Genomic DNA, 21,443 nt, shown 5'->3' with positions numbered 1-21,443 from the left:
GCCCGATTGTGCTGACGGTTCGGGGGTGCTTGTCAAGGCGGGAAAGCGTGCCTTGACAAGCACCCCCGAACCGCAGAGAGGCTTCGTATCGGGGTGCGGGGGGAGGGGCTGGGTGCCTCGATGGTTGGGTGCGCTGGCTGCGGTTCGTAGGGGGCGATGCTGGCGGGTCGTGACGGGAACCCTGAGGGCATCTGGGGCGGTGAGGGTTCCCCTCACGGCATTCGCGGGCAGGTGCGCAGTAGCTTGGGGAGCATGGGTGACGAGAAGCGCGAACTTCCCCCGATTCCCGACCGGCTGCCGGTGACGGTGGTGGACGCGCACACTCATCTCGATGCTTGCGGTGCGAAGACCGCGGCCGAGGTCGCGGAGATGGTCGACCGGGCGGAGCGGGCTGGCGTGGCTCGGGTGGTGACCGTCGCGGATGATCTCGCTGCTGCTCGTTGGGCCGCCGAAGCGTCCACCTGGGACTCGCGGGTTTTCGCCGCGGTGGCGATCCATCCCACGCGTACCAAGGAGTTCGGGGCCGAAGAACAGTCCGAAGTGGAGCGTCTGGCGCGGGGCGAGCGGGTCGTCGCGGTCGGCGAGACTGGTCTCGATTACTACTGGGACTACTCGCCGCACGATGCGCAGCAGGCGGCGTTTCGCTGGCATATCGACCTCGCGAAGCGGCTCGGCAAGGCGCTGATGATCCACGACCGCGACGCGCACGAGGACGTGCTTCGCATTCTCGACGAGGAAGGCGCGCCCGAGACGGTCGTCTTCCACTGCTTCTCCGGCGACGAGCACATCGCGCGCCGCTGTATCGACAAGGGTTACATCCTGTCCTTCGCCGGCACGGTCACCTTCAAGAACGCGCGCGGGCTGCACGAGGCCGCGCGCATCGTGCCGCGTGGGCAGCTCCTCGCCGAGACTGACGCGCCGTTTCTGACGCCGCATCCCTACCGTGGGCGGCCGAACGAGCCGTTCTGCACTGCCTACACCGTCCGGTTCCTCGCTCAGCTGCGCGGCGAAGCGGTCCACGAGGTGGCCGACGCGGTCCGGACCACTGCCGAACGCGCATACCGGCTGCCTGCCTGATTCCGTAGTGTCACAACGAGTTGCACGGATTGCGACATTCGAGATCTCGCATTCGTCCACCTGATGAGTGACACAAGTCACGACACTCCGGGGGGTGTTTGCGCAACCTGCCGACACCCGTTACTGTCCCGTGATCGTGCCGGTCGGTACCGCGCAGCGGATACCGGCTGATACGCCCACCAGTCACGTCAGTGCACGTCGGGGAAGCGGAACCGAGGTTGGTACGACTCGGAACCGTGACGATGGCGCTGGCTGGGGGTGTCGGACTTGAGAGGCGCACCCGAGGGTGCGTCGCGAACGAAGGGCGACGCGCACGACGCGCGGTGTCTTGGGAAAGGGAACGACCCGGTGACTGGTAGTCGGCAGGATGACTCGCGTCTTGACGCGGGTACGGCGTATTTCTCCTCCTCCGAATCTTCGGTGGCCGTGCTCGACCGCGAGCTCGAGGACACCGCCTACGGGCAGCTTGACTTCTCCGACGAGCTCCGCGTGACCGAGCAGGACGTGCTCGCCGCGCTCGGGCCGGACGCCGACACGCTGATGTCGGAAATCGACGTCGACGTGGACGAGCTGATCCGCCTCATCAACGCGGAAACCACGATGCTTCCGCCGCTCGTCCTCCCGGAGGAGGTCGAACAGGACCGCACCGCCTCCCCGCAGGCCAAGAAGGCCGCGGTCGAGGAAGGGCTGCGCGAGGCGACCAAGACCTGGAAGCGCCGCTTCCTCAAGGGCGCTGTGCTCTCGCTGCTGGTCACCGTCGGCGGTGGCGGCGCGGCGGCGCTCGCGATGAACAAGAGCATCACCGTCGACGTCGACGGCCACCAGCAGACCGTGCACAGCTACGGCGGCACCGTCGGCGAGGTGCTCGAGGACGCGGGCCTGACGGTCGGCGAGCACGACGCGCTGTCGCCCTCGCCGCAGGCGGCGGTCGGCGACGGCGGCGTCATCAAGCTCGAGCGCGGCCGCCAGCTGAACCTCGTCGTGGACGGCGTGTCCCGGCCCTCCTGGGTCCGCGCGACCACGCTCGGCGACGCGATGAACCAGCTCGGCATGGGCAGCATGCTTTCGCAGGGCGCGTGGACGTCGATGCCCTCGACCGGCGAACTGCCGCTGGAAGGGTCGACCGTCCAGGTCAAGACCCTCAAGCACATCACGCTTTTCGACGGCACCAACGCGCCCCGCCAGGTGAGCACCAACGCGGTGACCACCAAGGAGCTCGTCTCGGACCTGAAGCTGAACCTGGGCCCGGACGACGCGATCGAGGGCGGGCTCGACGTCAGCCTCAAGAACGGCGCCGAGGTCCACGTCAGCCGCATGGGCGTGTCGATGGTCAACCAGGAGGAGACCATCGACCCCGACGTGCAGAAGGTCGACGACCCGACGCAGCTGCAGGGCCAGCAGACCGTCCAGGACCCGGGCACGCCGGGCAAGAAGCTGGTGACCTACAAGGTCACGAAGCGCAACGGCGAAGAGGTCTCTCGCGAGCAGGTCTCGGAGAAGGTCCTCGTCGAGGCGAAGGCCAAGATCATCAAGGTCGGCACCAAGCAGCCGCCGCAGCCGGCGATCGGCGACGGTTCCGCGTGGGACCGCATCGCGCAGTGCGAGTCGGGCGGCAATTGGTCGATCAACTCCGGCAACGGCTACTACGGCGGCCTCCAGTTCGACAAGCAGACCTGGGACGCCTACGGCGGCGACCAGTACGCGTCCTTGCCGAACCAGGCGAGCCGGGAACAGCAGATCGCGGTGGCCGAGAAGGTCCGCGACGCGCGCGGCGGCAGCTACAGCGCTTGGCCGGTGTGCGGCAAGAAGGCCTGACCCGAATTTTCCAGCAGGCGGCCGGGAGCAACACGCTCCCGGCCGCCTGTTTTTGTCCGCCGCGTTGTCGCGTCGCGCACGGCGCTCGGTAGGCTCGTCCGGTGGTGGAACTGCTGGGGCCCGCCGAAATCCGCGGGCTGGCCGACGAACTCGACGTCCGGCCCACGAAGAAGCTCGGCCAGAACTTCGTGCACGACCCCAACACGGTCCGCCGCATCGTCGAACTCGGCGGCGTACAGCCAGGGGATGTCGTGCTGGAGGTCGGGCCCGGTCTCGGGTCGCTGACGCTGGGCCTGCTCGCCGCGGGCGCTCAGGTCGTCGCGGTGGAGATCGACCCGGTGCTGGCCGCCCGCCTGCCGCGCACGGTCGCCGAGCGCGCGCCGGAGGCAGCGGACCGGCTGACCGTCGTCGGCGCCGACGCGCTGCGGGTGCGGGCGGCCGATCTCCCGGCTGAGCCGGTGTCGATCGTGGCGAACCTGCCGTACAACGTCGCGGTGCCGGTGGTGCTGCACCTGCTGGCCGAGCTGCCGTCGCTGCGAAGCGGACTCGTCATGGTCCAGACCGAGGTCGCCGACCGGATGGCCGCCGGGCCAGGCAGCCGCACCTACGGCGTGCCGAGCGTCAAACTCGCGTGGTACGGACCCGCGCGCAAGGTCGCCGCGGTGCCGCGCGCGGTGTTCTGGCCGGTGCCGAACGTCGATTCCGCGCTGGTCTCGCTGACCCGGACCGACCCGGTTTCCGGAGTGGATCGCGCACGGCTGTTCGCGGTGGTCGACGCGGCGTTCTCGCAGCGGCGCAAGACTTTGCGGGCCGCGCTGGCCGGATGGGCCGGCTCTGCCGAGCGGGCCGGCGAACTGCTCGCTGAGGCGGGAATCGACCCGAAGACCCGCGGGGAACAACTGGACGTACACGCGTTCGCGCGGATCGCTGCTGCTGGCACCTGACCCCCAAGGCACTTGCTTTGCGACGTCCAACAGCGGCGTCGCGGCAGGTATTCCGGATGCGCGCCGCTCGTTTCGCTGCGTAGGCCGAGTCGTCGCTGATTGTGGGCGTTCGCCGCCCGGCAGCTACTCTCGGTCATCGCGCGGGTGCGGCGGACCTGGCCGGTTACCTGTGACCAGCGGCTCGGCATTCGGGGGAGTCCGGGTGCGCCAAGTCCCGGATTGTTCCGCGACACCGTCCGGAGGTGCTTCGCTTCGATGACCTATCTCGGCCCGATCGCGGCTCCGCGGGCCGGGCGGCGCGGCCCGCGAAACCGCTCCCCTTGACAACGGGAAAACTCTTGTTCCACAAAGATCCTTGATCGTCCACAGTGGAACGAACTAGTTCGCCGCGCTCGCTTGTCCGAGACGTTTCCCAGGTCGAGGCACTGTTCGGCGACCGAGGTTCCGGGCTTTCAGGCTCTGGACGAGGTGTCCCGGCATGCGGGCACCACCAGACGTGTGATCTGCACCAACGCGCTTGCGTTCAGCCAATGGGATCGGCTTTACTCAAAAGCGTCCATCCCGAGCGACTGAGAGACCTGGCTCGCCGAAGTCGCAGCAACCACCCTCCGCAGGGCAGGTGCTACCGCCAGGACCGATGGAGGCTGTTTTCGATGAAGAGGGTCACCCGCCCGCTCCTGCTGACCCGCCGGCGCGTAGTCGACGAAGGTCGCCGCTCGGTATGTGCGTGTCGACGCTCCATGGTCATCGCCTGATCGTTTTTTCCGCAGTTTCTTGCGCCGTCCACAGTGGACGGTAATTCGATGACGCCTGGCGCGCCCGGAAACGGCGCCGCGCCTCGTTTGCCTGGAGCCCTTTCGTGATCACTGTCGAAAACGTGTCCAAGTCCTTTCCCTTCCACGGAAATCGGGTCGCCGCGCTGCGCGACGTGAGCGTGGACGTCCAAGCCGGTTCGCTGTTCGGGATCGTGGGTCCGTCCGGTTCCGGCAAGTCGACCCTCGCCCGCTGCATCGCGCTGCAGGAGCGGCCCGACCGCGGCGTCGTGCGGCTCGACGGCCTCAACACCGCGACCCTCGACGGCAAGCGGCTGCGGGAGATCCGCCGCCAGCTCGGGGTCGTCGGGACCAAGCCGGAGCTGATCGCCGAGCGCACCATCGCCGGCAACATCGCCAGCCCGCTGGAGCAGCTCGGCGTCGACGGCCCGCAGCGGCGCAGCCGGGTCGGCTCGCTGCTCGACCTCGTCGGACTCACCGCGCGCGCCGCGCAGAAGCCGGAAGAACTCACCGACGGCCAGCTCCGCCGGGTCGCGGTCGCCAAGGCGCTCGCCGCCGGGCCGGCCGTGCTGCTCGCCGACGACCCGACCGCCGGGATCGCCGCCGAGGAGTCCGGCGCGGTGCTCGCCGTGCTCGACCGGGCACGCGCCGAGCTGGGCGTGACGGTCGTCGTCACTACGCCGGACGCGGACGTCGTCCGCCGGGTCTGCGACGACGTCGCGGTGCTCGACAACGGCGCGGTCGTCGAACGCGGCACGGTGCTCGACCTGATCTCGACGCCGGACAGCTGGACCGCGCAGGCGGTGCTGCCCTCGATCGAGACCTCGCGCGCCCAGTCCGCGAAGTACGACCGCGCGGTCGACGTCGTCCTGATCGGTTTCGCGTCGGTGGGCGCCCTGCTGCCCGAGGCGGCCAGCCGCTTCGACGTGGAGCTGGCCACCATCGGCGGCGGCCTCACCCGCATCGGGGACACCCCGATCGCCCGGTTCCGCCTCGGCGTCCGCGGCGAGCGGGCCGACGCCGCGTTGTCCTGGATCTCCGACCGGGGCGCGCACGTGAGCCAGCCGGCTCGCGGACCGCAGAGCGTCGTCGCCGCCTGAGTTCCTTTTCGTCCTAACGGTTTCGAGGGCCGCTCCATTCGGTTGGGGCGGCCCTCGCCGCATCTCCCGGGACGCACCGCCCGATAAACCAGGGCACGCGGTCCAAGTATTAGGACGGCCGTCCGGAAGTTTGTCCATTGTGGTCGTTCCGGCGCAAGATCGCCGCCAGCTCCGGATCCGCGTGTGCCTCGGCGGTCTGCTTCCACCGCGCGACGAGAGCGGCGAACGGCGCCGGGCTGCCGAGGGACTCGGCTCGCTCCAGGGTTTCGGCCAGCTCGCCGACGAACGTGCGCACCTCTTCCGTCGACAGGTAGCGCGCCCATGGGAACGCAGCGGGAAGTGCCTCGGCGGCGAGCGCGGCCGTCTCGGCACTGCGCCGGAACAGTTCCACGAGAAGCGTGACGGTCGTCGAAAACCCGGCCGCCGCCTGCTCGGCGCGCTCGGCGGTGAGCAGGACCAGATCTGTTTTGTCCTTCTCCCGTCGGCGAATCCGGACCGAACGGGTCGGCGAACCTTCGAGCTGCTCCACGACCCGCCGCGGGTGCAGGGACAGCTCGGACAGGTTGACCTCCGGTGCGCGCATAGTTCCAAAGTAGTTCCAAATTCGCCCGATTGGCCAATCCCGGACGACGACCGGGGGAACTTCCGCGGCCGCGTTTTCTCCTGGTGAGCCCTGGCGCGCGACAGCCACGTAGGCTGGACGGGTGCTCGCCGTCGTTCCTCCACCAGTCACCGTCCGGGTCCCGGCCAAGGTCAACCTGCACCTGGCCGTCGGAGACCTGCGGCCGGACGGGTTCCACGAGCTGGTCACCGTCTTCCAGGCGCTTTCGCTCACCGACGAGGTGACCGTCGCGGCCACCGACGAGCCCGGGCTCGAGGTGTACGGCGAGGGGGAGCGCACGGTGCCCACCGACGGCGCGAACCTCGCCTGGCGCGCGGCCCGCGAGCTGGCCGCCTACGCCGGACGGCCGGACGCGGACCAGCCGAAAGTGCGGATCGTGCTGCGCAAGGGCATTCCGGTCGCCGGCGGCATGGCGGGCGGGAGCGCGGACGCGGCGGCGGCGCTGGTCGGGCTGTCGTCGCTGTGGAAGCTCGACGTCACGCGCGACGAGCTGGCCACCATCGCCGGTCGCCTGGGCAGCGACGTCCCCTTCGCGCTCTACGGCGGCACCGCGCTCGGCACCGGCCGCGGCGAGCAGCTCGTGCCGGTGCTCGCGCGGCACACGTTCCACTGGGTACTGGCCTTCGACGAGGAAGGCCTGCCCACGCCCAAGGTCTTCGGCGAACTCGACCGGCTGCGCGCGGACGGCAAACCGCCGCGGATCGGCTCGCACACGCCGGTCGTGGAGGCGCTCGCGTCGGGAGATCCTCGCCAACTCGCCCTGCTGCTCGGCAATGACTTGCAGGCGGCCGCGGTGTCGCTGCGGCCCGGCCTGCGCCGCACGCTGCGTGCCGGGGTGAACGCGGGCGCGCTGGCCGGCTGCGTGTCCGGCTCCGGGCCCACCTGTGCGTTCCTCTGCTCCGACGCGGAAACCGCGGTCGAGGTGGCCGCTGAATTGTCCGGCGCGGGAGTGTGCCGGACGGTGCGGGTCGCGCACGGCCCGGTGCCCGGCGCGCGCGTGGTCGGCGGCGACGACGCCCCGCGCAACGCGCCGCCGCGCGTGCACGCCTGAATCAACAGTCCACAGTGGAAAGGATCCGGATGGCCAACCTGGTCAACCTGGAATCGGTGAGCAAGTCCTACGGCGTGAAGCCGTTGCTGGACAATGTTTCCCTCGGCGTCGCCGAGGGGCAGCGCATCGGCGTCGTCGGGCTCAACGGCGGCGGCAAGACCACGCTGCTCGAAGTCCTTTCCGGACTGAGCGAGCCGGATTCCGGCCGGGTGAGCCAGATGCGCGACCTGCGGATGGCCGTCGTCACCCAGCGCACCGAACTGCCCGCGGGCAGCACGGTCGGCGATGTCGTGCTGCAGCGCTACGGAGCCGAGCACGAATGGGCCGCCGACGCGCGCGTCCGGTCTATTGTGGACGGTCTGGGTATCACCGCGATCGGCCTCGACACCCCGACCGCGAATCTGTCCGGCGGCGAACGCCGTCGCGTCGCGCTGGCCGCCGCGCTGACCGGCGAACTGGACTTGGTGGTGCTCGACGAGCCCACTAACCACCTTGACGTCGAAGGCGTCCGCTGGCTCGCCGACCACCTGCTGGGCCGCCGGGTCGCGGTCGTGGTCGTGACGCACGACCGGTGGTTCCTCGACACCGTCGCGAGCCTCACCTGGGAGGTGGCGAACGGCCGCGTCGAGCAGTACGAAGGCGGTTACGCGGACTGGATTTTCGCCCGTGCCGAGCGGGCCCGCCTCGCCGCGACCGCGGAGGAGAAGCGGCAGAACCTGGCGCGCAAGGAACTGGCGTGGCTGCGGCGCGGTCCGCAGGCGCGTTCCTCGAAGCCGCGCTACCGCGTGGAAGCCGCCGAAGCGCTGATCGCCGACGTGCCGCCGCCGCGCGATTCCGTGGAGCTGATGGCGTTCGCGAAACGCCGGCTCGGGAAAACGGTGCTGGAGCTGGAAGACGTGTCGCTGTCGGTCGGCGATCGCACCCTGCTCGACCACGTGACGTGGCGGATCGGCCCGGGCGACCGGATCGGTCTCGTCGGCGTGAACGGCTCCGGCAAGACCACGCTGCTGAAACTGCTGGGCGGCGACGTCGAATCGTCGACCGGACGGCGCGTGCAAGGCAAGACGGTCGCGCTCGCGCACCTGCGCCAGGAACTCGACGATTTGCCGGCTGATCTTCGCGTGCTGCAAGCGATCGAGCAGGTCTCGGGCCGCGTCGTGTTCGGCAAGCAGGAGATGACCGCGTCGCAGCTCGGCGAGAAACTCGGGTTCCCCGCGGCTCGGCAGTGGACGCCGGTCGGCGACCTGTCCGGCGGCGAACGCCGCCGGCTGCAGCTGTGCCGGTTGCTGATGGCCGAGCCGAACGTGCTGCTGCTGGACGAGCCGACGAACGACCTGGACATCGACACCCTGCAGCAGCTCGAAGACCTCCTCGACGGCTGGCCGGGCACGATGGTGGTGGTCTCGCACGACCGGTACCTGGTCGAGCGGGTCTGCGACGCCACGTACGCGCTCCTCGGCGACGGCAAGGTCACCCACCTGCCCGGCGGAATCGAGGAGTACCTGCAGCGCCGCGCCCGCGCGAAGGAGACCGCGCCGCGTCGCGAGGCACCCCCGGCGGAGAAGACCGAGGCCAAGCGCAGCGCGGCGGAAACCCGTGCGGCGCAAAAGGAATTGGGCCGCTTGGAGCGAAAGCTGGACCAGCTCGCGAAGCGGGAGGAGAAGCTGCACGCCGCCCTGGCGGAGGCGGCTACCGACCCGGAGAAGCTGATCGAGTTGAACACCGAGCTGAAGGCCGTACTGGCGGAGAAGGACGACGTCGAGGCGCAGTGGCTGGAGACGTCCGAACTCGCCGAGTGACTTGTGAGCGGCTACGCCGGTTAGAACCGGCGTAGCCACTCACGAGTTGACCGGCGCGTCCGCAAGCTGTCCGGCTCCGGACATCCGCTGTTCACGCCGCCGCGGGGCGAGCCTGGAAAACCGGACAGTAATCTGACGCACATGAGTCGGTTTGTGGACACACTCGTCGGGAACGCGGCGGACCGGGGACAGCGGCGCGGCATGGTGACCGGCGAGCCCAAGGAGCCGGTGCGCCGGACTTGGGCCCAGGTGCACGACGAAGCGCGCCGGATCGCGGGCGGGCTGGTCAGCGGCGGGTTGAAGCCGGGAAGCGCGGTGGCGGTGCTGGCCGCCGCTCCGGTGCTCATCGCGCCGACCGTGCAGGCGGTGTGGCTCACCGGCGGCAGCGTGACGATGCTGCACCAGCCGACGCCGCGCACCGACCTCGCCGAATGGGCCGAGGACACGGTGAAGGTGCTCGAGATGATCGGGGCCCAGCTGGTCGTGCTCGGCGAGCCGTTCGACCAGCTCGCGCCGGTGCTCGAAGGCAAGGGCATCAGCTACCGGCTGATCTCCGAACTGGCCGGAGCGGAACCGCTGGCCGAGATCGTGCCGACCGCCGAAAGCGACACCGCGCTGTTGCAGCTGACCAGCGGATCCACCGCGGAGCCGAAGGCCGTCCGGATCACCTACGGCAACCTGTACACCAACGTCAAGGCGATGGTCGACCGCGCGGAGTTCGAGTTCGACAGCGACGTGATGGTGTCCTGGCTGCCGACCTTCCACGACATGGGCATGGTCGGCTTCCTGACCGTGCCGATGACCTTCGGCGTCGAACTGATCAAGATCACCCCGGTCGAATTCCTCACCGGGCCGTTGATCTGGCCGGAGCTGATCAGCAAATACGGCGGCACCACGACGGCCGCGCCGAACTTCGCGTACGCCATCGTCGGCAAACGCATGGCGCGGGTCGAGGACGACAACGCCTACGACCTGTCGAAGCTCCGCATCGCGCTCAACGGCGCGGAGCCGATCGACGAGACGGCCGTCGAGACCTTCGTGAACGCCGGGAAGCGGTTCAAGATGCCGCCCGAGTGCGTGTTCCCCGCGTACGGCATGGCAGAGGCGACGCTGGCGGTCTCGTTCGCGCCGCTGTTCACCGGGCTCACGCTGGACGTAGTCGAAGCGGACGCCCTGGAGGCCGAGAACCGCGCGGTGCCGGTGCCCGAAGGCGACCCCCGGCGCGGCACGGACGAGGTGCGTTCGTTCGCCCTGCTCGGCCGCCCGCTGGACGGTCTGGAAGCAGACATCGTCGACGAATCCGGCGCCGTGCTGGGCGAACGCCAGGTCGGCGAGATCCGGCTGCGCGGCGAGGCCGTGACCCCCGGCTACCTGACCGTCGACGGCCCGCTGGACACCCAGGACGCGGACGGCTGGATGAAGACCGGAGACCTGGGCTACCTGGTCGACGGCCAGATCGTGATCTGCGGCCGGCGCAAGGACGTCATCATCATGGGCGGCCGCAACCTGTACCCGACCGACATCGAACGCGCCGCCGGCTCGGTCGAGGGGGTCCGGGCAGGCAACGCGGTCGCCGTCCGCCTGGACGCGGGCAGCCGCCGCGAGCGCTTCGCCGTGGTCGTGGAATCCAAACTGGCCGGTGCCGCTGCCGAGGAAAACCGCCTGGCCAAGGAAATCGCCGCCCGCGTCCGAGACGCAGTGGACATGCGCCCCTTCGCCGTCGTGGTCCTCCCCGCCGGAAGCCTGCCGAAAACCCCTTCCGGCAAGGTCAAGCGCGCAGCGACCGCAGTGCAGTACGCGGACAAGATCGCGAAAAACGCGGAAGCCTAACCCTCGGCAAGACCGCACCACTGCATCCGGGCCGACCAAGCAGCCAGATCCGGCCCTGCCCCCGATACGAAGCCGAAAACGCGGTCGGAGGGTGCTTGCCAAGGCATCTTTCCCGCCTCGACAAGCACCCTCCGACCGTCGTCACAATCAGCTTCGGGGTGCCCCACGCCTCGACCGGCACGAGCCGTCGGGCACAGGCATTACCTCCCCGACACCCCCTCCACCGGTGCCTCGGCGACCACCGGCCAAGAAGTCCCTCCCGCGGCAGCCTCGCCGGGATCCCGGCTCCCCGGAATCATCGGAGCCCTCCTCCCGGACCTCTCGGCCAGCTGCGTCTCCACCTCGTCGAGAAACTCGTCGACCTCGCGCTCGTCGTATCCGCGCTTGCCGATCAACGGCTTGGAGAACAGCACGTGGTGGACCTCGGCCGCGGTGAGATCGTCCTCGTCGGCGAGCGTTTTCGCGATCCGCCGCACGAAGTCGTCGACCTCGTGCTTGGCGTAGCCGCGGCGGCCGATCGGGGCGTTACCGAAAGCGACCTCAGCGAGATCCTCGGCGGTAAACGGCATGGATCATTCTCCGATTCAGGGTCGGGGTGGTGCGAACTCCTGAGCTCCGTCCTAACTGGTCCCAGCCACCCCGGGAAGCCCGCGCCCGTCCGGAAGACTCGATCAGGGCCCCAGAAGCCGCCCATCGAGTGAGAAATCCATCACGCACCGCCACTGCGCCTCACCCACAGGCACCACGTGCGGAAATGGGCCGTTAAGGCCTCATCCGGGGGAAATCAGGCAAAGCGGGTCAAGCGGCGTGAAACGCGTTCTGCGCCGCGGCCAGCCCGCGCGAAATCAGCGCCTCGGTGGCGTCCGCGCACCGGTCGATCTCGAACGGGAGCTCCTTGCGCTCGACCGTCGAGAAGTCCTTCAGCACGAAATCCGCCGGGTCCTGCCGTCCCGGCGGCCGCCCGATGCCGAACCGCACGCGGTAGTAGTCGCGCGTGCCGAGCGATTTGGTGATGGACCGCAGTCCGTTGTGGCCGTTGTCGCCGCCGCCGAGCTTGAGCTTCAGCGCGCCGAAATCGACGTCCAGCTCGTCGTGCACCACCACGACGCCGGACGGCGGGACCTTGAAGAACCGGGCGGCGCCGACGACCGGCCCGCCGGAGAGGTTCATGTACGACCGCGGCTTCACCAGCACCACGCGGGCACCGGCCAGCCTGCCCTCGAGCACCTCGGCCCCGCTGCGGTGGGCCTTGAACTTCCCGCCGATCCGGCCGGCCAGCTCGTCCAGCACCATGAACCCGACGTTGTGCCGGTTCCCGGCGTACTGGGGCCCGGGATTGCCAAGGCCGGCGAGCAGAATCAGCTCGCCGGCCCCGGGCAGGTCTTCACTCACGGAAGCGAGTTTATTCGGCTTCCTCGGCTTCGGCTTCTTCGGCTTCGGCGTCTTCGTCAGCGGCGCCGCGCGGGGCCTCGTTGACGGCGACGACCAGCGCCTCGGCGTCGGTGACCAGCTCGGCGCCCGCGGGCAGGGCGACCTGGCCCGCGGTGATCTGGGTGCCGGCCTCGATGCCCTCGACGGAGACCTCGAACTGCTCGGGGATGTGCAGCGCCTCGACCTCGACCTGGATCGTGTCGAGGTCCTGGGCGACCAGGGTGCCCGGGCCGGGGGTGCCGGAGACGACGATCGGGACGTCGACGGTGACCTTCTCGCCGCGCTTGACGACCAGCAGGTCGACGTGCTCGATGTAGTTCTTGAGCGGGTGGACCACGATGGTCTTGGTCAGCGCCAGCTCGCTGGAGCCTTCCAGATCGAGCGTGATGACGGCGTTGGAGCCGTTCTCGCGGACGACGCGGGCGAACTCGATGGCCGGCAGCGCGAAGTGCCGCGGGTCCGAGCCGTGCCCGTAGAGCACCGCGGGGATTTTGCCGGCGCGACGGGTGCGGCGGGCGGCACCCTTTCCGAACTCGGTGCGCGGTTCGACGGAAAGACGTACCTCGGACACGGTGTAGCACTCCTTCAATCACACGACGTGCGGCAGGGGGCGGCGGGATCGTCGATCTCTGCTCGGGGGCGGTTGTGCACGGCGGCGAGGTTGCGGGCGTGAGCAGACCACGGGGCTTCTCGAGCCGCCGCGTCGATCACGCCGGGCACCTACAGGCGCACCCGCCTCGCCGAGACAACCCGAGAAGTGTAAACCAGCCGGTCCGCGCGGACGCGCACCGGGTAGGGCCAGCCTCCCCCGGGCGGGTGGGTGACGACACAATTCCCGTCCCGCCCGCCGATCTGACGAGGGTGGCATGATTTCCGCGGAAAGAGGGGCGGCCGACATGCGGGCTCGATGGACTGCGACAGCACTGGTGCTGCTTGGTGGGCTTCTCGCGGGCTGCCAGGTCGCGGTGACCGGCACGGCGGGACTGTCCGATGCCGACCGCCAGCTGGCTACGCAGCGTGCACAGCAGCAGACGGCGGTCGACGCCGCGCTGCAGGCGCTGGAGCAAGCACCGGCGCTGCAATACGACGCGACGCAGAAGGACGGTGCCGGCAACCCGGCGACGCTGACGTACCGCGTCGCGCGCGACGGGAACGGCTTCGGCACGCTGCCGCTGGAAGGCAAACCGGTGCGGATCACCGAACCGGACGGGCAGTTGTACCTCGCGGCCGACGCGGACTACTGGAAGTCGCACGGGCTGGAGGAGAACAGCACCCAGTTCGGCAGCGGATGGGTGCACACCGTCGGAAGCGAACTGCCGGTCGACCCGGCGGCGCGGATGGCTCCGCCGAAGCTCGCCGCCGAACTGCGCAAGGCGCTCGGCGGACTCGGTTCCGGGGCGCCGCGGACGCAGAAGCTCCCGGACGGCACGGAGGTGTACGACCTCGGCGGCGCGCTGCAGGTGACCACTGCCGAACCGCATCGGGTCACCGGATTCGCGCCCGCGCTGCTCGATCCGCGCGGCGGCCCGAAGCTGGGCGCGGCGTTCCGGGTCCGGCCGCTGGGCGCTGCCGAGATCAAGCAGTTCCACACCGATTTCGACGCCGCGGTCGACGCGCTCGGCCAGCCGTTCGACGGTCTCGCGCAGGCGAGTGTGACGGTGCTCAACGACAAACTCGACTGCCAGGACTACGTCGGGTCCTGCAAGACCACAGTGGACGTTTCCAACAGCGTGGTCGGGAATCAGCCGGGTTCGAAACCGAACGTGCACATCAAGCTTTCGGTGGAGATCAGCGCGGACACGCTCGGCTCGCAAAGCTGTGCGACGGAGGGCGACGCCGCCGCGGACGCGACCATCACGATGTCCTGCTCGGTCAAATTCACCCTGCCGAATCGCACCGCGAGCTACCAGGTGCTGGCCAAGCCGACGGCGGTCGCTGAGGTGCGTTCGCCGGTCGACGCGAACGCGGTGAAGGCCAAGCTGGCCGCCGCTTTCGCCGCGCTCGGCGGCTGACCTGCACGCTCACCTCGGGGTGCGTTGCTTCCGTTGAAGTAGCCGAAGATCCGTCCCTACCATCGGCGGCATCGATACGGACTTCTTTTCGAGGAGCGGCACATGAGCAAGCTGGTGGTGTTCGGCGCGACGGGATTCGCCGGCGGCCGGATCACCGAAGAGGCGCTGCGGCGCGGGCACTCCGTGGTCGGGGTCGCGCGCAAGGCCGAGGGGCTGCCGTCGGAGGTCGAAGCGCGGTCGGGGTCGATGCACGACGCGGAATTCGTCGCGTCGGTCGCCAAGGGCGCGGACGTGCTCGTGGTCGCGACGCCGGGCCGCGCGGACGACCAGGGCCGCCGCCTGGTGGACGCGCTGCCGACGCTGGTGGAAGCGGCCCGCGCGAACGGTGCGCGGCTGGCGATCGTCGGCGGCGCGGGCTCGCTGCGGGTCAGCGAGGACGGGCCGCGCCTGATCGACACTCCGGAGTTCCCGGAGGAGTACAAGCCGGAGGCGGGCAGCCACGTCCTGGTCCTGGAGGCGCTGCGCGAGCTGCCGGACGACGTCGACTGGTTCTACGTCAGCCCGGCGGCCGAGTTCGGTTCCTGGATCCCCGGCGAGCGCACCGGAAAGTTCCGCCTCGGCGGCGAGGTGCTGGTCAGCGACGCCGACGGCCGATCGCACATCAGCGGCGCGGACCTGGCGATCGCGTTCCTGGACGAGATCGAGGAGCCGAAGAACTCGCGCGCCCGGTTCACGCTGGCGTACTGAGCGCTTGACCCGGTGGCGCCCTCTCGCGGCACCACCGGGTGACAGGCGGGTCAGCCGGGAGATCCGGCGGTGCACGCGAATTTCGTGGCGTGGGCCGGGTCGAGGGCGTTGGTGACCAGGTTCCAGACGTTGAGGTCGTAGGCCTCGCCGATGTGCCCGACGGGGTCGAACGGGCAGGTGTCCTGGACGTATTCGTTCGTGACTCCCGGCTCGCGCACGAAAGACGTTTCGGTCGGCGTGACCAGTTCGTCGAATCGGGACGTGAGCACGGTGTAGTGCACACCCGGCTGCGCGATGGGACCGTTCGTGAGTGTCTGGACCGCGCTGCCGTCGGTGATCAGGTTGTCGCAAGCCGGGCAGCCGAACGCGGTGAGCGCCTTGCCGACTTCGTCGCGCGCTCCCAGGAGATACGCCAGTTTCGTCAGGCCGGCGAAGGTGGTGCCGTGCGTGGGCGGCGCGATGGCGACGACGGAGCCGATCCGGTCGGCGATGCCTTGCGTTTTCGTGACGTACAGGGTCTGGAAGCCGCCCTCGGAGTGGCCGACCAGATCCACTTGCGCCGCACCGGTTTCCGCCAGTACTTCGCCGATGAACTGCTTGATTTCCGTTGCGGAGTCGGCGATCGGGCGCAGTCCGCCGACGAACGGGAATTGCGGATAAGCGCCGTAGGTCCGGCTGAACGTGCAGTAGCCCTTGGCGGCGACGTGGTCCTGCAGGTAGTTCAAGTCCTCGTCGGACGTCGCGCCGAGCCCGTGCAGGAACACCACCGGACGCGGATGCGCGGAACTCGGCCGGCACGCCGGTTCGTTGACGCCGCCGGTCGGGGCGGCTGCTGCGGGGGCGGCGAACGCGGCGGTCAGCAATGCCGCGGCGGCCAGGACGATGCGCAACCTCATCGGAGCGGTCCTTCCCTGTCGTCCTTGACAGTGGATACCCGTGGGTATTGGATACCTGAAGGTATTGAGCGGGCTGACGCCGTGTCAACCCCCGGACGAGGGAGCAGCCGATGACCGGCCGGACGCGGCCGACGCGGGCGGAGACCCGGCGGCGCATCCTCGACGCGGCCTTCGCGGTGTTCGGGGAACAGGGCATCGCCGCGACGAAACTGACCGAGGTGGCCGCGGCGGCCGGGTTGACGAAAGGCGCGGTCTACTCGAGCTTCGCGTCGAAAGACGAGCTGGTGCTGGCGTTGATGGAAGAGCACGCCGCGCACCGGCTCGAGGCGAGCTTGGCGAGTTTCGCCGAAGCGGACGACGGCGGGGCTGGGCTGGCGAACGTCGCCGCGGTGCTGAGGTACGAAATGCGCGCCGACGCGGTGTGGCACCGGCTGCTGGCCGAATTTTTCGCGATGGCACACCACGACGACCGGCGGCGCGACGCACTGCGCCGACGCCGCCGGGAAGTTCGCGACACGATCGCGCGGGCCTTGAACCGGCTCGCCGAGGGATTGGACCTCGAACTTCCTTTGCCCGCCGAGGAATTCGCCGTCGTGCTGCTCGCGTTGAGCAACGGTCTGGCCGTGGAAGCCGACATCGACGACGAAGCGGTGCCAGACGGCCTTCTCGGCCGAGTGCTCACGCTCATCGCCGGGGACGCCGTCGCGAAGGTGCAGGCGGCGGCTAGCGACCCCGCAGTTCAGCCACCACCGGAGCGAAAGTCTCCATCATCCCCTCGAAAACGGTGAAGTAGGAGAAGCCGTACCGCTCGCGCTGCGCGATCAGCTGCTGCACCATTTCGTCCACTGTGCCGAACAGCAGTTGCGGTGCGCGCAGCAGCTCATCGACGTTCGCCGCGCTGCGTTCCTCGGTCTCGGCGTGCCATTCCTCGGCCGCCTGACGACGGTTGTCGGCGACCACGACGCGCTGGATCAGCATGTTGTACGCGATCTCGCGATCCCCAGCCAGGGAACGGAAATACGCGACGCGCTCGTCCATCGCCGCGTCGTTGTCGAGCACGAACGTGCCTGGCGGACGGTCGCGGTCCTGGCGAAGACCGGCGAAGCCGACGATGTCCGCCTGTTCCGCGGCGAGCTTCAGCACGCCGTCGCTGTTGCCCGCGATCAGCAGCTTCGGCAGGCCGCCTTCGTCCTTGAGCCGCGTACGTAATTCGTCGAGGCCTTCAGCGAGGTAGGCGATCCGGTCGGCGGCTTTGCGCCACGGCAGGCCGGCGTCGTCGAACTCGTGCTTCATGTGGCCCGAGCCGAGGCCGAGTTCGAAGCGGCCTCCAGTGAGTTTGTTGGTAGTCGCGACATCGCGGGCGAAGAGCGCCAGGTTGTAGAAGGGCACATTGGACACCAACGTGCCGACCCGCACTCGCTCGGTCACCGCCGCGGCGGCCGTGAGCGCGGGAAACGGCGACAGCCGCTCCGGCCCGAGGTGGTCCGGCACAGTCAGGTGATCGTATCCGAGCTCCTCGGCCCGACGGCATTTTTCGGTCCACTCAGTGCCATTGGCGGCGAGCCGCAGGCTGACGCCGAATTCGAAGTTCCCCATGGCTTGGACGCTAGCCAGTCCCGGACGGGTGACGCACCAGTTTTCGCCCCCGGCGGAACCCGGTTTTGTCGTACCCCGTCGTTAGCTTCGGGGGCATGGTGTTGTCGAAGGAAGAACGGGAACAGTTTCTGGCCGAACCGCACATCGGCGCGCTCTCGGTGGTCGAGCGCCCGGACCGCGCGCCGCTCACGGTGCCGATCTGGTACCAGTACACGCCGGGCGGCGAGCTGTGGGTGAGCACCCCGCCGGAATCGCGCAAGGCGAAGGCGATCGAGGCGGCTGGGCGGTTCAGCCTGATGGTGCAACGGGTCGAGCCGACGGTGCGGTATGTGTCCGTGGAGGGGCCGGTGGTGCGGACCCGGCCGGGCAGTGACGAGCTGACGTGGGAGATGGCTTCGCGATACCTGCCTGCCGACGAGGTGGCGGGGTATGTGGAGTTCGAGCGGACGCAGCTCGGGCCGCACATGGCGATCCACATGCGGCCGGAGAGGTGGTTGTCCTCGGATATGGGCGCGGTGTGAGGAAGCGTGCTGGGTGACTGGCACGGGTGAGCCGTTGGCGCGGTGGTGTGCCGGAGGTGGCTGGGCCTGGCGCGGTGGTCGGCGCCCGCAGCGACGGTGTTGAGCGATGTGGCGATTAGGCAGGAGGTGGTGTTTGGAGCATTTGTGGTGTCGTCGAGGAAGGCTTGGTCAGGTCCTCGGGGGTGCCGCTGAAATGAGGTGTCGCGGCCGGAATCGGCGCGACTTCCTGGGCTTGGCCGACCCGCCGGGCCCGAACGTACCGCGGCGTTCGCGCGTTGCTCTCGGTTGACTGGAATGGTGCCGGGCTCGGGACGGCCTCGGGTGTCGGCACGGCGCCGGGCGTCGACAGCGCGCTGGGTCTCGTCATGGCCCCGGGCCTCGACACCGCACCTGGCGTCGGTACCGCGCTCGGCCCCGTCATGGCACCGGGCGTCAGCGCCGCGCTGGGTGTCGGCACCGCGCTGGGCCTCGTCATCGCACTGGGCGTCGACGCGGCGCCGGTCCTCGTCACAGCACTGGGCGTCGAGACCGCACCAGGTGTTGGCACCGCGCTGGGCGTCGTCATGGCACTGGGCCTCGGCACAGCACTGGGCCCTGACACCGCACCGGGCCCCGACACCGCACCGTGCGTCGATACCGCGCTGGGCCTCGACATGACACCGGGCCCCTGGCGTTTCCGCCAAGGGCCCGGGTGACACGCTCCAATCAGGCGGAAGCAGTCCGCGTCACGCGTTGCCGTCGAACAGCGAGGTGACCGAGCCGTCCTCGAACACCTGCTGGATGGCCTCCGCGAGCATCGGCGCGATGGACAGCACCGTCAGGCCGGGGAAGCGCTTCTCCTCCGGGATCGGCAGCGAGTTCGTCACGATGACCTCGCGGGCCTTGCACTGCGAGAGCCGCTCGGTGGCCGGGTCGGAGAGGATGCCGTGCGTGGTCGCGATGACCACGTCCGCGGCACCCTCCTCGAGCAGGGCCTCGGTGGCCTTCACGATCGTGCCGCCGGTGTCGATCATGTCGTCGATCAGCACGCAGAGCTTGCCCTCGACCTTGCCGACCACGCGGTTGGCCACGGCCTGGTTCGGCTTGTCCGGGTCGCGGGTCTTGTGGATGAACGCGATCGGCCGGTCGCCGAGCTGCTGCGCCCACTTCTCGGCCAGCCGCACGCGGCCCGAGTCCGGGGAGACGACCGTGATGTCCGCGTCGCCGTAGGTCTCCTTGATGTGGTCGGCGAGCACCGTCTGCGCCATCAGGTGGTCGACCGGGCCGTCGAAGAAGCCCTGGATCTGCGCGGTGTGCAGGTCGACCGTCATGATCCGGTCCGCGCCCGCGGTCTTGAACAGGTCCGCGATGAGCCGCGCCGAGATCGGCTCGCGGCCCTTGTGCTTCTTGTCCTGGCGCGCGTACGGGTAGAACGGCATGACCACGGTGATCCGCTTGGCGCTCGCGCGCTTGAGCGCGTCCACCATGATCAGCTGCTCCATCACGTACTCGTTGATGGGCGTGGTGTGCGCCTGGATCACAAACGCGTCGGTACCGCGCACCGACTCCTCGAACCGCACGAACAGCTCGCCGTTGGCGAACGTGTGCGCGGTCTGCGGGGTGATCGTCACGTTGAGGTGCTTGGCGACCTCTTCCGCGAGCTCGTGGTGCGCACGGCCGGAGAAGAGCATCAGATTCTTCTTCGGCGTACCTGACTTCGGACTCATGCTGGCGACTCCCCGTCGGTTCCTGCTGCTGACTCGGACACAACGGTGTCCTGCTGCTGGGCGGCGAGAGCAGCTTCCGCTGCCTCCGCCGCGGGCGTACCCGGCCTGCGCCGGACCGCCCAGCCTTCGATGGTGCGCTGCGGGCCGGCCGACAGCGCCAAGGAGCCAGGCGGAACGTCGTCGCGGATCACCGCACCGGCTCCACTGTAAGCGCCGTCCCCGATTCGCACCGGCGCGACCAGCGTGTTGTCCGCCCCAAGCCGGACATGCGACCCGACGACGGTCTGGTGCTTGCTCACCCCGTCGTAGTTCACGAAGACACTGGAACAGCCGATGTTGCTGTGCTCGCCGACGATCGCGTCGCCCACATACGTGAGATGCGGCACCTTCGTCCCGGTGCCGATTTGCGCGTTCTTCGTCTCCACGAACGCGCCCAGCTTGCCCTTCGCGCCGAGCTTCGTGCCCGGCCGCAGGTACGTGTACGGACCGACGTTGACGCCGTCGCCCAGCTCAGAGCCCGAGCCGTGCACGCGGACGACCGAGGCGCCGGCCCCGATCCGCACGTCGGTCAGCGTGGTGTCCGGGCCCACCACGGAGCCCTCGCCGACCGAAGTCTTGCCCTTGAGCTGGGTGTTCGGCTCGATCAGCACGTCACGGGAGAGCGTGACGTCCGCCTCGATCCACGTGGTGTCCGGGTCGGTGACCGTGACGCCTTCGCGCTGCCAGCGGCGCACGATGCGGCGGTTGTACTCGGCGCCGAGCGCCGAAAGCTGCACCCGGTCGTTCACGCCCTCGGTGACCCACGGATCGTCGGCCACCAGCGCGCCGACGCCCTTGCCGTCCTCGCGCGCGATGCCGAGGACGTCGGTGAGGTAAAGCTCACCCTGCGCGTTGTCCGTGGACAGCCGGGACAGGCCGTCGATCAGCACGGACGCGTCGAAGGCGTAGACGCCGGAGTTGATTTCGGTAATCGCCCGCTGCTCCGGCGTCGCGTCCTTGTGCTCGACGATCGCGCTGACCGAACCGTCGGCGCCGCGCACGATGCGGCCGTACCCGGTCGGGTCGGCGACCTCGGCGGTGAGCACGGTGACCGCGTTGCCTGCCTTGGCGTGCTCGGCCCGCAGCGCTTCGAGGGTTTCGGTGTCCAGCAGCGGAACGTCGCCGTAGGTGACGACCACGGTGCCGGTGAGGTCTTGCGGCAGCTGCGCCAGCGCGCACGAAACGGCGTGCCCAGTGCCCTTCTGCTCTTCCTGCACGGCGGTGGCGACCTCGCGGCCGAGCGCCTGCCCGACCCGGTCGAGCTCCGCGCGCACGGCGTCGCGGCCGTGTCCGATCACGACCACCAGATGCTGCGGCGCGAGGCCGGCGGCGGCGCGCACAGCGTGTTCCACCAGCGGCCTTCCGGCGATCGGGTGCAACACCTTAGGGGTGGAGGAACGCATGCGGGTGCCCTCACCCGCAGCGAGGATCAGCGTGCTCAGCGGGCCGCTCACGAGTCTCCCAACGATTCACCGGTGCGTTGA

20 protein-coding genes and 1 riboswitch are annotated in these 21,443 nt (G+C 69.4%); of the genes, 12 read left to right on the top strand and 8 right to left on the bottom strand.

What is annotated here, in order from left to right:
* Positions 1-252: 252 nt before the first annotated feature.
* The 4 genes from L942_RS08140 (at position 253) to L942_RS08125 (ending at position 5,709) form a co-directional block, all read left to right on the top strand.
* On the top strand, positions 253-1,077 hold the full coding sequence (locus L942_RS08140; RefSeq protein ID WP_037357106.1) for a TatD family hydrolase: 825 nt from the start codon (positions 253-255) through the stop codon (positions 1,075-1,077).
* A 426-nt stretch (positions 1,078-1,503) separates the two neighbouring features.
* Positions 1,504-2,892 (top strand): resuscitation-promoting factor, encoded by a 1,389-nt coding sequence (locus tag L942_RS08135; protein ID WP_037357197.1) that lies wholly within the window; start codon positions 1,504-1,506, stop codon positions 2,890-2,892.
* A 101-nt stretch (positions 2,893-2,993) separates the two neighbouring features.
* The gene (gene rsmA, locus L942_RS08130; RefSeq protein WP_037357105.1) at positions 2,994-3,836 is read left to right on the top strand and encodes a 16S rRNA (adenine(1518)-N(6)/adenine(1519)-N(6))-dimethyltransferase RsmA; all 843 of its coding nucleotides are present in this window, start codon (positions 2,994-2,996) and stop codon (positions 3,834-3,836) included.
* A gap of 553 nt (positions 3,837-4,389) precedes the next feature.
* Positions 4,390-4,480: riboswitch (SAM riboswitch) on the top strand.
* 215 nt (positions 4,481-4,695) lie between these two features.
* Complete coding sequence (locus tag L942_RS08125) at positions 4,696-5,709, top strand: methionine ABC transporter ATP-binding protein (protein ID WP_037357104.1); 1,014 nt, start codon at positions 4,696-4,698, stop codon at positions 5,707-5,709.
* A 109-nt stretch (positions 5,710-5,818) separates the two neighbouring features.
* Here L942_RS08125 and L942_RS08120 read toward each other — a convergent pair whose 3' ends face one another.
* Entirely contained in the window at positions 5,819-6,292 is a 474-nt protein-coding gene (locus L942_RS08120; RefSeq protein ID WP_037357103.1) for a hypothetical protein, read from the bottom strand.
* 121 nt (positions 6,293-6,413) lie between these two features.
* On the opposite strand from L942_RS08120, the gene L942_RS08115 reads away from it, so the two are divergent.
* The 3 genes from L942_RS08115 to L942_RS08105 all read left to right on the top strand — a co-directional run bounded on the left by L942_RS08115 (position 6,414) and on the right by L942_RS08105 (position 11,011).
* On the top strand, positions 6,414-7,382 hold the full coding sequence (locus tag L942_RS08115; protein WP_037357102.1) for a 4-(cytidine 5'-diphospho)-2-C-methyl-D-erythritol kinase: 969 nt from the start codon (positions 6,414-6,416) through the stop codon (positions 7,380-7,382).
* 29 nt (positions 7,383-7,411) lie between these two features.
* The gene (locus tag L942_RS08110) at positions 7,412-9,181 is read left to right on the top strand and encodes an ABC-F family ATP-binding cassette domain-containing protein (protein WP_037357101.1); all 1,770 of its coding nucleotides are present in this window, start codon (positions 7,412-7,414) and stop codon (positions 9,179-9,181) included.
* 141 nt (positions 9,182-9,322) lie between these two features.
* Positions 9,323-11,011 carry a fatty acyl-AMP ligase gene (locus L942_RS08105; protein WP_037357099.1) on the top strand — a complete coding sequence of 563 codons (1,689 nt, stop codon included), beginning with the start codon at positions 9,323-9,325 and terminating at the stop codon, positions 11,009-11,011.
* Positions 11,012-11,211: 200 nt separating this feature from the next.
* Here the strand turns inward: L942_RS08105 and L942_RS08100 are convergent, their stop codons facing one another.
* From L942_RS08100 to L942_RS08090, 3 genes are all read right to left on the bottom strand, one after another.
* Positions 11,212-11,580 (bottom strand): DivIVA domain-containing protein, encoded by a 369-nt coding sequence (locus L942_RS08100; protein WP_037357098.1) that lies wholly within the window; start codon positions 11,578-11,580, stop codon positions 11,212-11,214.
* A gap of 229 nt (positions 11,581-11,809) precedes the next feature.
* Positions 11,810-12,403 carry an aminoacyl-tRNA hydrolase gene (gene pth / locus L942_RS08095; RefSeq protein ID WP_037357096.1) on the bottom strand — a complete coding sequence of 198 codons (594 nt, stop codon included), beginning with the start codon at positions 12,401-12,403 and terminating at the stop codon, positions 11,810-11,812.
* A 10-nt stretch (positions 12,404-12,413) separates the two neighbouring features.
* The gene (locus tag L942_RS08090; protein ID WP_037357094.1) at positions 12,414-13,013 is read right to left on the bottom strand and encodes a 50S ribosomal protein L25/general stress protein Ctc; all 600 of its coding nucleotides are present in this window, start codon (positions 13,011-13,013) and stop codon (positions 12,414-12,416) included.
* A 295-nt stretch (positions 13,014-13,308) separates the two neighbouring features.
* Between L942_RS08090 and L942_RS08085 the strand changes: the two genes are divergently transcribed.
* On the top strand, positions 13,309-14,454 hold the full coding sequence (locus tag L942_RS08085) for a hypothetical protein (protein ID WP_081654980.1): 1,146 nt from the start codon (positions 13,309-13,311) through the stop codon (positions 14,452-14,454).
* 102 nt (positions 14,455-14,556) lie between these two features.
* Positions 14,557-15,201: an NAD(P)-dependent oxidoreductase gene (locus L942_RS08080; protein WP_037357092.1), complete on the top strand. Its 645-nt coding sequence runs from the start codon at positions 14,557-14,559 to the stop codon at positions 15,199-15,201.
* A gap of 50 nt (positions 15,202-15,251) precedes the next feature.
* On the opposite strand, the gene L942_RS08075 is transcribed toward L942_RS08080, so the two are convergent.
* On the bottom strand, positions 15,252-16,097 hold the full coding sequence (locus tag L942_RS08075; protein WP_037357090.1) for an esterase/lipase family protein: 846 nt from the start codon (positions 16,095-16,097) through the stop codon (positions 15,252-15,254).
* 110 nt (positions 16,098-16,207) lie between these two features.
* On the opposite strand from L942_RS08075, the gene L942_RS08070 reads away from it, so the two are divergent.
* Positions 16,208-16,885 (top strand): TetR/AcrR family transcriptional regulator, encoded by a 678-nt coding sequence (locus tag L942_RS08070; protein ID WP_037357088.1) that lies wholly within the window; start codon positions 16,208-16,210, stop codon positions 16,883-16,885.
* Here L942_RS08070 and L942_RS08065 read toward each other — a convergent pair.
* Complete coding sequence (locus tag L942_RS08065) at positions 16,821-17,693, bottom strand: TIGR03621 family F420-dependent LLM class oxidoreductase (RefSeq protein WP_037357086.1); 873 nt, start codon at positions 17,691-17,693, stop codon at positions 16,821-16,823. The two genes, L942_RS08070 and L942_RS08065, sit on opposite strands and share 65 nt — an antisense overlap.
* A 95-nt stretch (positions 17,694-17,788) precedes the next feature.
* Between L942_RS08065 and L942_RS08060 the strand changes: the two genes are divergently transcribed.
* Complete coding sequence (locus L942_RS08060; RefSeq protein ID WP_037357084.1) at positions 17,789-18,214, top strand: pyridoxamine 5'-phosphate oxidase family protein; 426 nt, start codon at positions 17,789-17,791, stop codon at positions 18,212-18,214.
* A 275-nt stretch (positions 18,215-18,489) separates the two neighbouring features.
* On the top strand, positions 18,490-18,909 hold the full coding sequence (locus L942_RS08055; RefSeq protein WP_037357083.1) for a hypothetical protein: 420 nt from the start codon (positions 18,490-18,492) through the stop codon (positions 18,907-18,909).
* Between the two features lie 30 nt (positions 18,910-18,939).
* On the opposite strand, the gene L942_RS08050 is transcribed toward L942_RS08055, so the two are convergent.
* Together L942_RS08050 and glmU are read right to left on the bottom strand one after the other, a co-directional pair.
* Positions 18,940-19,920: a ribose-phosphate diphosphokinase gene (locus L942_RS08050; protein ID WP_037357082.1), complete on the bottom strand. Its 981-nt coding sequence runs from the start codon at positions 19,918-19,920 to the stop codon at positions 18,940-18,942.
* The gene (gene glmU, locus L942_RS08045; protein ID WP_037357081.1) at positions 19,917-21,413 is read right to left on the bottom strand and encodes a bifunctional UDP-N-acetylglucosamine diphosphorylase/glucosamine-1-phosphate N-acetyltransferase GlmU; all 1,497 of its coding nucleotides are present in this window, start codon (positions 21,411-21,413) and stop codon (positions 19,917-19,919) included. Before glmU ends, L942_RS08050 begins: the two co-directional genes overlap by 4 nt.
* Positions 21,414-21,443 lie beyond the last annotated feature (30 nt).

Source organism: Amycolatopsis orientalis DSM 43388, assembly GCF_000411975.1.
GTDB lineage: Bacteria > Actinomycetota > Actinomycetes > Mycobacteriales > Pseudonocardiaceae > Amycolatopsis > Amycolatopsis orientalis_D.
This window is presented reverse-complemented; position numbering and strand designations above follow the sequence as displayed.

Excerpts from the sequence above, each read along its gene's own strand:
- L942_RS08050 (WP_037357082.1), bottom strand. The coding sequence starts at position 19,920 with ATGAGTCCGAAGTCAGGTACGCCGAAGAAGAATCTGATGCTCTTCTCC.
- L942_RS08080 (WP_037357092.1), top strand. The coding sequence starts at position 14,557 with ATGAGCAAGCTGGTGGTGTTCGGCGCGACGGGATTCGCCGGCGGCCGG.
- L942_RS08140 (WP_037357106.1), top strand. The coding sequence starts at position 253 with ATGGGTGACGAGAAGCGCGAACTTCCCCCGATTCCCGACCGGCTGCCG.
- L942_RS08075 (WP_037357090.1), bottom strand. The coding sequence starts at position 16,097 with ATGAGGTTGCGCATCGTCCTGGCCGCCGCGGCATTGCTGACCGCCGCG.
- L942_RS08060 (WP_037357084.1), top strand. The coding sequence starts at position 17,789 with ATGGTGTTGTCGAAGGAAGAACGGGAACAGTTTCTGGCCGAACCGCAC.
- L942_RS08065 (WP_037357086.1), bottom strand. The coding sequence starts at position 17,693 with ATGGGGAACTTCGAATTCGGCGTCAGCCTGCGGCTCGCCGCCAATGGC.
- L942_RS08085 (WP_081654980.1), top strand. The coding sequence starts at position 13,309 with ATGATTTCCGCGGAAAGAGGGGCGGCCGACATGCGGGCTCGATGGACT.
- L942_RS08110 (WP_037357101.1), top strand. The coding sequence starts at position 7,412 with ATGGCCAACCTGGTCAACCTGGAATCGGTGAGCAAGTCCTACGGCGTG.
- L942_RS08120 (WP_037357103.1), bottom strand. The coding sequence starts at position 6,292 with ATGCGCGCACCGGAGGTCAACCTGTCCGAGCTGTCCCTGCACCCGCGG.
- L942_RS08105 (WP_037357099.1), top strand. The coding sequence starts at position 9,323 with ATGAGTCGGTTTGTGGACACACTCGTCGGGAACGCGGCGGACCGGGGA.
- L942_RS08070 (WP_037357088.1), top strand. The coding sequence starts at position 16,208 with ATGACCGGCCGGACGCGGCCGACGCGGGCGGAGACCCGGCGGCGCATC.
- L942_RS08100 (WP_037357098.1), bottom strand. The coding sequence starts at position 11,580 with ATGCCGTTTACCGCCGAGGATCTCGCTGAGGTCGCTTTCGGTAACGCC.